Source organism: Thioalkalivibrio sp. (assembly GCF_007692535.1).
Taxonomy (GTDB): Bacteria; Pseudomonadota; Gammaproteobacteria; order Ectothiorhodospirales; family Ectothiorhodospiraceae; genus Thioalkalivibrio.
In genome coordinates, this window is record NZ_REBW01000051.1 from 1 (window position 1) to 10,724 (window position 10,724).

General features: G+C 68.5%; 9 protein-coding genes. 2 read left to right on the forward strand and 7 right to left on the reverse strand.

From position 1 onward, the window contains the following. The 6 genes from ggt to EA346_RS01075 all read right to left on the reverse strand — a co-directional run. Positions 1–1,645 (reverse strand): gamma-glutamyltransferase (gene ggt, locus EA346_RS01050; protein ID WP_296754542.1); only part of this gene is annotated, 1,645 nt, incomplete at its 3' end. Positions 1,646–1,667: 22 nt separating this feature from the next. Next, positions 1,668–1,916, reverse strand: a complete 249-nt coding sequence (locus EA346_RS01055) for a YfhL family 4Fe-4S dicluster ferredoxin (protein ID WP_296754545.1) — start codon at positions 1,914–1,916, stop codon at positions 1,668–1,670. A 19-nt stretch (positions 1,917–1,935) separates the two neighbouring features. Further along, positions 1,936–2,448 carry a pantetheine-phosphate adenylyltransferase gene (gene coaD / locus EA346_RS01060; protein WP_296754548.1) on the reverse strand — a complete coding sequence of 171 codons (513 nt, stop codon included), beginning with the start codon at positions 2,446–2,448 and terminating at the stop codon, positions 1,936–1,938. 63 nt (positions 2,449–2,511) lie between these two features. After that, positions 2,512–3,579, reverse strand: coding sequence for a PA2778 family cysteine peptidase (locus EA346_RS01065; protein ID WP_296754551.1), 1,068 nt, complete (start codon positions 3,577–3,579; stop codon positions 2,512–2,514). A 3-nt stretch (positions 3,580–3,582) separates the two neighbouring features. Continuing rightward, a complete protein-coding gene (locus EA346_RS01070; protein WP_296754554.1) occupies positions 3,583–3,978 on the reverse strand; it encodes a DUF6627 family protein in 396 nt (131 codons plus the stop codon). 366 nt (positions 3,979–4,344) lie between these two features. Then, positions 4,345–5,610 carry a 6-phosphofructokinase gene (locus EA346_RS01075; RefSeq protein WP_296754557.1) on the reverse strand — a complete coding sequence of 422 codons (1,266 nt, stop codon included), beginning with the start codon at positions 5,608–5,610 and terminating at the stop codon, positions 4,345–4,347. 346 nt (positions 5,611–5,956) lie between these two features. Between EA346_RS01075 and EA346_RS01080 the strand changes: the two genes are divergently transcribed. Continuing rightward, positions 5,957–6,970, forward strand: coding sequence for a class 1 fructose-bisphosphatase (locus tag EA346_RS01080; RefSeq protein WP_296754559.1), 1,014 nt, complete (start codon positions 5,957–5,959; stop codon positions 6,968–6,970). 85 nt (positions 6,971–7,055) lie between these two features. Here the strand turns inward: EA346_RS01080 and EA346_RS01085 are convergent, their stop codons facing one another. Continuing rightward, complete coding sequence (locus EA346_RS01085) at positions 7,056–8,483, reverse strand: HDOD domain-containing protein (protein ID WP_296754561.1); 1,428 nt, start codon at positions 8,481–8,483, stop codon at positions 7,056–7,058. 240 nt (positions 8,484–8,723) lie between these two features. On the opposite strand from EA346_RS01085, the gene EA346_RS01090 reads away from it, so the two are divergent. Next, positions 8,724–10,682: a DEAD/DEAH box helicase gene (locus EA346_RS01090; protein WP_296754565.1), complete on the forward strand. Its 1,959-nt coding sequence runs from the start codon at positions 8,724–8,726 to the stop codon at positions 10,680–10,682. The last annotated feature ends 42 nt before the right edge of the window (positions 10,683–10,724 follow it).

Consider the following 10,724-nt stretch of genomic DNA (forward strand, 5'->3'; position numbering starts at 1 on the left):
CCCGCCGGTCCCACTGGATCACCTGCATGTTGCCGAAGGGACGCAGCTGAGGGGCCAGGGCGTGGCCGCGGCGGGCCAGCTCCAGCAGCACCTCGGTATCGAATGCACCGCTCTCGAACTCGATCCGGTCGGGCAGGTACTGGTGGTGGATGCGCGGGATCCGCACGATCTCCTCGGCGTCGGCTCCGTCCAGGGCCGCGAGAATGCCGTGCAGGACCATGGTGATGATGCGGCTGCCGCCGGGGGTGCCCAGCACGGTGACGCGGTCCGGGGTCTCCACGAAGGTCGGGGTCATGCTGGACAGCGGACGCCGCTGGGGACCGATGGCATTCGCCTCGAAGCCGATCAGACCGTAGACATTGGGCACCCCGGGCCGCGCCGAAAAATCGTCCATCTCGTTGTTCAGCAGGATGCCGGTCCCGGGCGGAACGAGGCCCGACCCGAACGGATAGTTCAGCGTGATGGTGGCAGCCACCCGGTTGCCCTCGGCATCCAGCACCGAGAAGTGGCTGGTCTGGGGGCTCTCGCCCGACGGCGGATCCACCGCTGCATTCTCCGCCACCAGCGGCAGATCGGCGCTGGGCGTGGCCCGTTCGGGATCGATACCCTCCCGCAACTCGGCAGCATATTCGGGAGAGAGCAGGCGCGTGACCGGAATGTGCACATGGTCCGGGTCACCCAGATACACGGCGCGGTCGCGGTAGGCCCGGCGCATGGCCTCGACCAGCAGGTGGACCCGCTGGGCCTCGTCATCGCCATCGCGGTCGTCCCGCGCCGCCAGGATGTTCAGGATCTGGCCAATGGCAATGCCGCCGGAGGAGGGCGGCGCGGCGGTGACGATGCGCGCACCCCGGTGCTCGAGCACCACCGGGCTGCGCTCGACCACTTCGTACCCGGCGAGATCTTCCAGCGTCCAGATGCCCCCGGCGCTGCGGACACCGTCCACCAGTCTTTCGGCGGTTTCGCCCGCATAGAAGCCGGCGAAACCCTGCTCTGCCAGCCGCCGCAGGCTGTCCGCGAGATCCGGTTGCCGGATCCGTTCGCCCTCGGCCGGCAACTCGCCATCGCGCAGGAAGATGTCGGCGGCATCGGCCCCGGCGCGCAGGGCCGGGAGGCGGAAGCGGGCCATCTGCAGAAAGGTGGCGTCCACCGGGAAACCGTCCTCGGCAAGCCGGATGGCCGGCACCAGGCTCGCGTCCAGGGTCAGACGGCCGTAGCGGTCGGCAAGATGCACCAGCGCGGCCGGCATCCCGGGGATGGCGGCCGCGAGGGCACCGTCCAAGGAAAGCCCGGGAACGACCTCGCCGTCGGCGTCCAGGTACAGACCGCGGTGTGCGGCGGCGGGGGCGGTCTCCCGTGCGTCGAGCATCACCGAACGGCCGGCTTCCGCCTCATGCAGCAGGAAGAAGCCACCGCCGCCCAGCCCCGATCCCTGTGGCTCGACGACGCCCAGGGCCGCGGTCACCGCGACCGCCACGTCGAAGGCATTGCCACCCGCGGCGAAGACCGCCTCACCCGCGGCGGTGGCCAGCGGATGCGCGCTGGCCACCGCATGCTGGCCTGGACCGGCCTGCGCGGAGGTGCAGACGGCCAGCAGCCACAGGACGCAGAACCCTGCGCACGCCCGGCGCGCGCGCAAATGCATGGACGGCAACGGCATCAGGAAGTCAGGTCGCGGTGAGCTGCTCGTACTTGGCCTGCAGCTCTTCGGGGGTCTCGCTGTGGTCGGGATCCAGCGGAATGCAGTCCACCGGGCACACCTGCTGGCACTGCGGCTCGTCGTAATGGCCGACACACTCGGTGCAGAGCTTCGGGTCGATGACATAGATCTCGTCGCCCGGTGAGATGGCGCTGTTCGGACACTCGGGCTCGCAGACGTCACAGTTGATGCATTCGTCGGTAATCATCAGGGCCATGGATGCACCTCAGGGTGTGTTATCGATGGCTATCCGACCCGTTGGCTCGGGTATCGGCATAGCGCTCGTCCAGGGCACGCGCAACGGCCGGACTGACGAAGTTTGAAACGTCCCCCCCCAGGCGGGCGATTTCCCGCACCAGACTGGAGGACACAAAGCTGTATTCCTCCGCCGGCGTCAGGAACATGGTCTCCACCTCCGGGGCCAGTTGCCGGTTCATCGCCGCGAGCTGGAATTCGTGCTCGAAATCGGAGACGGCGCGCAGGCCGCGAAGGATCACGGTGGCCCCCTGCTCGCGCGCGAACCGCGCCAGCAGCATGTCGAAGCCAAGGACCTCGACGTTGGCCAGCCCGGCCAGCGCCGACCGCGCCAGGCTCACCCGCTCTTCCAGCGGGAACGACGGCTCCTTCCGCGGACTCTCGGCGACGGCCACGATGACGCGCCCGAACAGCTTCGAGGCCCGCCGCACGATGTCGGAGTGGCCGCGGGTGATCGGGTCGAAGGTTCCGGGGTAGATCGCGGTGATGCTCATGGCCGGGGTACGCCGGGGTTACGCTGGGTTCGCGCGTAGCTTACCTCGAAAGCATCCACTCGGTCAGGGCCGTGCGGTGACCATGCCGGCGGCCGGATCGGCACGCTGTCCGAAGACCGGGCAGGGCGGCGTCGGGCGGCAGTCCTCGCCGGTCGACCCCGCATCCGCGACGGTGCGGGCGCTGCGTTCGTAAACCGCGGCTTCGGGCGCCAGGGCGACGGCGCACCCGGCAGCGCTGCGGGCCTGGCGACCGCACTGGCGCGCAGCGAGCACATGCGCGAGGTTGTTCCAGGCCTCGTGCCGCTGCGGCTGCTGCTGCAGCAGATCGCGCAGCGCACGCTCAGCCGACGCGAACTCGCCCGCCGCAAACCGGGCGTTGGCCAGCCCCAGATAGCCGATATGCTGCTCCGGCCAGCGCTCGATGGCGGTCCGATAACCGCTCTCCGCGGCGGTGAGCATGCCGGTCTGCTCGAGCTCGTTCACTGCCCGCAGCCAGGACAGCGGCTCGGCCGTGGCGGGGAGCCGGTCAGGGGGCAGCGCGACAAAGGCCCAGCGTTCGCCACGCGCCCAGGTCCTCTCGAAACGCGGCAGGTCGTTCACGTGCCGCTCGATGGTGCCGCTGCGCAGCATGATCCGCCCGGCGTCGAGGTCGTAGCCGATCACCACTGCGTAGTGCCAGCGTGGCGCAAAGCCCAGGCCCAGGTTCTGGAACACCAGCACTGGATTCCCTGCCGCGACCTCGGTCAGGACGTCGGCGAGTTCGGGGCGCAGACGATAGGCGACCAGCCCGCGGGCGCGGGCAGCGGCCCGCATTTCGGCCTGCAGGCTCCCCTTCCGTTCCGGCACATAGACCTCCCGGACCAGTTCCTCCGGCGTCACCTCGATGCCGTGTCCGACCAGCACCGTCGCCAGCGCGGCAGGGCCGCACTGGTAATCTTCCTGGGGAAAGAAAGCGGTATCGGCGAGTTCCGCGCGGGGTGGCAGGTCCGCCGGCACCGCCTGGCTGATGCCCTGGCTCTGCGGCGCCGTCGCGCAGCCCGAAAGCAGGGCCAGCGCAAGTACCGCCGCAGCCAGACTGAAGAGCCGCAGCCCGCGTTCGGGGACAGCCGCGCTGTTAGCCAACGGACGCATGTGTCAGCGAGTGGGTTGCACGAAGGAGAAGATGTCGGTGATGCCGAGCGCATCGGTGATCACGAAAACCAGGAATACGATCAACACGGCCTCGAGCGCACCCGCACCTGCCGGCAACTGATCGAGGCGGGCGTTCAGGTCGGCCACTTCGGCATCGGTCAGCTGGTGCGCCCGTGCCTGCGCGTCCGCGGGATCCACGCCCATGCGGGTCAGCGCAGACTGCAGCTCCCCGGAACCCAGGCGCTGCGCCAGCGCCGCCCGGTCGGCATCGGCCCCGGCCGCCGTGATCAGCGTGTTTGTATCGAGCATGCCGGCCATCACCGGCGTCGCCGGGAGCAGCGCCAGCAACAAGGCGCAAAGAAACATCAGGGCGCGAGCCGACTGGCGCTTTGTCTTCATGTACTGCCTCCTGATGGTGTTTTGGTCATCATTGTTCCCATCGGGGGCAAGGCGCAACAGGCGCTGCGCTGCCCCGACCATAGAATCTCAATACTACACCCTGCCCCCGTACAGCCCCCAGATCCGGTGATTCCCACCCGTTACCGCAACTCTCATGGCCTCGGAGCGCGCCACCCCGAAAGATGAAAGCGGAGCGCCTATGGAGTGCGGCGGCTTGCCGCCGCTTTGGGGAGCTCGGCCATCCCCGGCACCAAATAGCGGGAGCAAGCTCCCGCACTCCATAGGCGGGGCGCAGCGGCGGGCGTAACCCTGACTTTCATGCTAAAAGCCTGTCGGAAGGCGCTGAAGCCTCGCCGTTTCGGCGCGCTATGCCTCATCGGCCCGGAATTCGGGGCAACGCTTGGGGCGCAGGACACCACGGATCCGGGGGTAGCAAGGCAGGCCGTTCAGGAACGGCGGGTAATCCTCTCCCTCGATCAGGGGCCGCAGGTGGTCGCGGCAGGCCTGGGTGATCCCGTAGCCGTCGGGCGAGATGAATTCCAGCGGCATGCCGCGTTCGACGTTGGCCACGCGCTCGAGCGGCACCCGGTCGATGACCCAGCGGTAGGGTACGCTGGCCTCGCGCCGGATCACCGGCATGAAGCTGTGATGCCCGGCGACCACGCCCTCGACCGCGGCCTTGCCCACCGCGTAGGCCTGCTCGACGTCCACCTTCGAGGCGAGGTGCCGCGCGGCACGCTGGATGTAGTCCACGACCGACCAGTGCAGCTTGTGCCCGGTCTCCTTCTTGATCATCTCCGCCAGGCGCGGCACCGCGCCGCCCAGCTGGGTGTAGGCGTAGACGTCGTGGCTCTGGGCCACCGCGTAGAGCGACCCGTCCTTCTTCTTCAGCCCCTCGGAGACCACGACCACGCAGTAGCCGTGGCGCTCGATCGTCCGCTGCAGGTTGGTCAGGAAGTCGGCCTCGTCGAAGGGCACCTCGGCGAACAGGATCAGCATCGGCGGCTGTCCGTCGTATTCCTGGGCCAGCGCGGCGGCCGCAGCGAGCCAGCCCGCGTGCCGGCCCATGACCTCCAGGATGAAAACCTTGGTGGAACTGGTGTGCATGGATTCGACGTCGAGGCTGGCCTCGCGCACCACGGTCGCGATGAACTTGGCCGCGGAGCCGAAGCCGGGGCTGGTGTCGGTACAGTCGAGATCGTTGTCGATCGTCTTGGGGACGCCGACCGCGGTGATCGGGTAGCCCATCAGGTCGCCGATCCGCGCAACCTTCAGCGCCGTGTCCATCGAACCGCCGCCGCCGTTGTAGAAGAAGGTGCCGATGTCGTGCGCCTGGAACACCTCGACCAGGCGCTCGTACTGCCTCCGGTCCCGATCCGGGTCGCCCAGGTCGAACCGGCACGAGCCGAAGGCGCCGCCCGGGGTATGGCGCAGGGCCGCCAGGGTGAAGGGATCCTCCTGATCGAGATCAATGATCTCTTCGTTGAGTACGCCGAGGATGCCATCGCGAGCGGCGAAGCAGGTACCGAAATGGGCGGGATGGGCCCGCACCGCCTCGATCACGCCCCAGGCACTGGCGTTGATCACGGCCGTGACCCCGCCCGACTGGGCATACAGCGCATTCTTGGGCATCCAAATCCTCCCGATCGGTGAGCAGGCGTCCTGAACGGGTACCCATGCAGAAAGAGTACCAGCGGGACGATCGCACAGCTTTTGCTAATATGTCCGTGTTTTCCATCCGGGCTTGTGGCTCGGTGCATTCCCGGACCTCCGGGCGCAGTCGCTCGGCAAGCCGCACGGCGCAAGCATTGGGACGCGATTTTGTGGCCCCGCGGCGCGGCATGCAAACCCAACGGGGTGCAACGTCATCCCGCGGGCCGCCCGACGACCGCTCCCAGACCGGCCCGAACCTGCACCATGATCGTGCAGGGGAAGCACCGGCCTGGCCCGCCACCCACCCGTTTTCAGGAACCAGACCATGCACATCGGCACCACACTGACCAACTACATCATCGAGACCCAACGCCAGATCCAGGGCGCGACCGGAGAATTCACCGGCCTGCTGAACGATATCGCCGTCGCCTGCAAGAAGATCTCCGACCTGGTGAACAAGGGCGACCTGATCGGGGTGCTCGGCTCGGCAGGTTCCGAGAACATCCAGGGCGAAACCCAGAAGAAGCTCGACGTGATCACGAACGAGGTGTTCCTCGAGGCCCTGGCCCACAACGGCCACGTCGCCGGGCTGGCCTCGGAAGAGATGGACGAGATCTACAAGCTTCCCAGCGACGCCCCGCGCGGCCACTACCTGGTGCTGTTCGACCCTCTGGACGGCTCTTCGAACATCGACGTCAACGTCTCGGTCGGGACGATCTTCTCGATCATCAAGGCACCCGAGGGCGTGACCCACCCCACCACCGAGGACTTCCTGAAGCCCGGCGCCGAGCAGTGCGCGGCCGGCTACTGCCTGTACGGACCATCGACCATGATGGTCTTTGCCACGCGTGGCCGCGGCGTCCAGATGTTCACGCTGGACAAGGACTTCGGGGAATTCCTGCTGACCCACGAGGACGTGAAGATCCCCGAGGATACCGCCGAATTCGCGATCAATGCCTCCAACAGCCGCTTCTGGGAGGCCCCGATCAAGCGCTACGTGGACGAGTGCCTGGCCGGCAAGGACGGCCCGCGCGGCAAGGACTTCAACATGCGCTGGATCGCGTCGATGGTCGCCGAGGTGCATCGCATCCTGACCCGCGGCGGCGTGTTCATGTACCCGGTGGACGAAAAGCTCAAGGCCAACGGGCAGGGCGGCAAGCTGCGCCTGATGTACGAGGCCAACCCGATGGGCCTGCTCATCGAACAGGCGGGCGGCGCCTGCACCACGGGCCGCGAGCGCATCCTGAGCCTGCAGCCCGAGGGCGTGCATCAGCGCGTACCGGTGATCCTCGGTTCGAAGAACGAGGTGGATCGCATCACCAGCTACCACGCCGTCTGAGCGGCGCGGCACGCCTTCCCGGGCATGCCCGGGGGGGGAGGCCGGGCGACCGGTCGGGCCGGTGCCGCCCGTTGCGGTGCGGGTGTCAGGAGGCGAGTGCGTCGGCGAGGGATTTCGGCAGGGCCTGCGGGCGGGCCATCAGCCTTGGCCTGACCTTGTGGAGGAACAGATCCTGTTCGCCGACGCCGGTCAGCCCCAATGCGGCCAGATACGCATCGGGGAACGGGCCGTTCCTGCTGACGTCCGCGGCATGAATCCGGTCGCGGAAGCGATTGGCCAGGTGCAGCAACGCCACGTTCTCGCGCACGTCGCCGGGCACGTGCTCCGGTAGCGCGAACTCCGGGTAATGCTGAAACTGGATGCTACGGCAAAGACCCTCCGGCAGGTTCCAGGCCCGCAGAAGTTCGGCACCGAGCCCCGCGGAGTCCATGGTGGCCAGAAGCCCCTCGAGCCGGGGATTCTGCGATTTCAGCAATTCCAGCACGACGCCACCGATCTCGCGCAGCAGCCCGATCGTGGAGACCTCGGCCGGTCGCCCGACGCCCACGGCCTGTGCCGTCGCGAAGGCGAGCTGCGAGGTCTCCAGCGACCGCTGGTAGATCTCCCGGAACCGCGGCGTCTCCGGGAGGCTCTTGCGCATGCTTTCGGACAGGATCAGTTGATGAACCGCATCGAATCCCAACAGGGTCACGGCATGGTTCACATTGTCGATCTTGTGCTGAAGACTGTAGAGAGGGGAATTGACGGCCTTCAGCAGGGTGCTGGTCAGCGAGGGATCGGACTTGACCAGGTCGACCACTTCGGCGTGACTGGTGCGCTCGTCGAAAAGCTTCGCCAGCAGCGTGGCCGTCGATACCGGCAACCGTGGCACCTTCCGGATGACCTCGCCCACGGCCTCGCTCCGGGAAAACCCGGTGTCCGTGGCCAGCCGGGAATGGTAGAGCGCTTCCACCAGCGCCTGGTTTTGCGCACTCAGGTCCCGATCGCGTGCTGCGAGCCGCTGCATCAGGGCCTGCTGCCGCAACTGCCTCTGGCTGAGCAGCCGAAGCTTGATGCCTTCCCCCAGGCCGTCATACGTTTCGCGGCTGAGCGACAGGACCGACGCGGGACCCCGCGCGATCGTCGAATAGAGGGCTACATCCGCTGCATCGGAATCCAGCCCCCCGATCGAGTCACCGGGCCCCATCTCGAGCAACGTGGCGCCGGTCCCGTCCTGAAGTAGGACCTCGCCCTTGATCAGCAGATGGATCGCCGGGTCCCGGTCACCCGCACGCAGCAGGAAATCGCCGGCGTCGAGTACCCGGATCGGTGCCAGGCTGCAGAGCGTCGCCAGATCGGCATCCCGTAAACCCGCAACGGCGCCCGAAGCGATCGTGTGGCCGGGAGGCTGCACGGGCACATGCCTGGACAGACCACCACTGACAGCCGCGGAATCGGCAACCGCCACAGGGCCCGCCTGCACCCCGGCACCAGCGACAGCCGCGCTCTTCTTTTTTCTCCAGAAACCGAACACGGAACACCCCCTCGATCCGGAATTCAACCCGGGACGGGTCGCTGGCAGCGCCGTCGCCCGTCCCTCCCCCCTACAGCCCAGAGTCTATATCGTCGGGAAGGGAAAGCCTACCGCGACGCCGGTTGGCCAGGCCACGGTATGACGGAGCCCCTTGCCCGCACCGATCGTGTATACTGTCGTGTTTGGCGTTACCCGCCCCATCCCGTCGGAATACGTTTCGGCTCTCCCGAGTACCCTGTTATGTCGCACTCCCCCTCATTCTCCGAGCTCGGCTTGTCCGAGCCGTTGGCGCTGACCGTCGAGCGCCTTGGTTTCACCCAGCCGACCCCGGTTCAGGCGGCGTGCATCCCTGCGCTCCTCGGCGGCCGTGACGTGCTCGGCGAGGCCCAGACCGGCACCGGCAAGACCGGCGCCTTCGGCCTGCCGCTGATCGATCGCATCGACGCCGGAAACCGCGCCGTGCAGGCGCTGGTCCTGGCACCGACGCGCGAGCTCGCGAACCAGGTGGCCGCAGCGCTCGCCAGTTTTGCCGAGGCGATGCGCGGCATCGACATTCTGCCCGTCTACGGCGGCCAGCCCATGGGCGTGCAGCTGCGCCGGCTGCACGCGGGCCCGCAGATCGTGGTCGGCACGCCGGGCCGGATCGTCGATCACATGAAGCGCGGCACGCTGAAGCTGGACGCGCTGCGGCTCGTGGTCCTCGACGAGGCCGACGAGATGCTGCGCATGGGCTTCATCGACGACATCGAGTGGATCCTGGAGCAGACGCCGAAGGAGCGGCAGACCGCGCTGTTCTCGGCGACCATGCCGGCGCCGATCCGGCGCATTGCGCACCGCCACCTGCGTGATCCGGAAGAAATCCGCATCGGTGCCGGCAACGAGGCCGGAACCGACATCGACCAGGTGTATTGCCTGGTCGACCAGCGCCACAAGCTGGAGGCGCTCGGCCGCATGCTGGAGGTCGAGACCGACCGCGACGCGGCGCTCGTGTTCGCACGCACGAAGGCCGCGACCCTCGAGATCGCCGACGCGCTGGCCGCGATGGGACACGCGGTTTCGGCCCTGAATGGCGATATGGAGCAGAAGGAGCGCGAACGCGTGGTCGCGGAACTGCGCAACGGCCGGCTCGACGTGATCGTCGCCACCGACGTGGCCGCCCGCGGCATCGACGTGCCGCGCATCAGCCATGTCTTCAACTTCGACGCCCCGGGCGACGCGGAGGCCTACGTGCACCGCATCGGCCGTACCGGCCGCGCCGGACGCAAGGGGCGCGCGATCCTGTTCCTGGAGCCGCGCAAGCGCCGCATCCTGCACGAGATCGAGCGCCTGACGCGCAAGCCGGTGCGTGCGCTGCCCGTGCCCGACCTGAAGGCCGTGACCGCCAGCCGCGAGGCCCGCTTCGCAGGCAGGGTCGAGGCCATGCTCGCCTCCGGGCACTCCGGGCAGCACAACGAACTGGTCGACGCGCTGCTCGCGCGCTGCAACACCTCGGAGCGCGACCTGGCGAGCGCCCTCGTGGCACTGGCCACCGAGATGACGCCGCTGCTGGCGCCGGGGAACTCGGCCGCGGACCCCCTCACGAACACCAGCCACGCCCGCGACACGACGCGCAAGCCGCCCCGGACCGCCGAGGGCAGGGAACGGCGGGGGCGCGACGAAACCCGTCCGGCCGCCGCACGCCCGCCGCGCGGCCCCGAGGGCGAAATGGTGCGCTACTACATGCCCGTAGGCCGACAGGACGGCATCGGCGCACGCGAGATCGTCGGCGCGCTGACACACGAGGGCGGATTGTCAGGGGGTGACATCGGCCGCATCGGGCTGATGGATCACTACAGCCACGTGGATCTCCCGGCAACGCTGAACGAGGCCGCGATCCGCCGCCTGGCCCGCATCCACGTCGCCCAGCGCAAGCTGGAACTGACGCTGGAGACACCGGAGATCGCGGGCAGGCGTCCGGAGGCCGACAAGGCCGCGCCGCGCGTGCGGATGGCGCCGACACAGGACGACAGGCCCGCGCGCCCGGGCAAACCCGCCCGCTTCGGCAAGCCGGCGTTCTCCAAGGGCGGCAAGGCCCCGCAGGATCGGAAGCGGCACGCCTTCGGCGGCCCAACCGCCGGCCGCGCGCGCGGCCCCGGACCGGGCAAGCCCTTCTCGGCCCGCGACGCCGGCACCCTCGCCATCCGCCGCAAGCCGGTCTGAGCCTGGTGGTCCGTGGGCACCATGCCCCGGGGCCGGGTGGCG

Excerpts from the sequence above, each read along its gene's own strand:
- EA346_RS01055 (WP_296754545.1), bottom strand. The coding sequence starts at position 1,916 with ATGGCCCTGATGATTACCGACGAATGCATCAACTGTGACGTCTGCGAG.
- coaD (WP_296754548.1), bottom strand. The coding sequence starts at position 2,448 with ATGAGCATCACCGCGATCTACCCCGGAACCTTCGACCCGATCACCCGC.
- EA346_RS01065 (WP_296754551.1), bottom strand. The coding sequence starts at position 3,579 with ATGCGTCCGTTGGCTAACAGCGCGGCTGTCCCCGAACGCGGGCTGCGG.
- EA346_RS01070 (WP_296754554.1), bottom strand. The coding sequence starts at position 3,978 with ATGAAGACAAAGCGCCAGTCGGCTCGCGCCCTGATGTTTCTTTGCGCC.
- EA346_RS01075 (WP_296754557.1), bottom strand. The coding sequence starts at position 5,610 with ATGCCCAAGAATGCGCTGTATGCCCAGTCGGGCGGGGTCACGGCCGTG.
- EA346_RS01080 (WP_296754559.1), top strand. The coding sequence starts at position 5,957 with ATGCACATCGGCACCACACTGACCAACTACATCATCGAGACCCAACGC.
- EA346_RS01090 (WP_296754565.1), top strand. The coding sequence starts at position 8,724 with ATGTCGCACTCCCCCTCATTCTCCGAGCTCGGCTTGTCCGAGCCGTTG.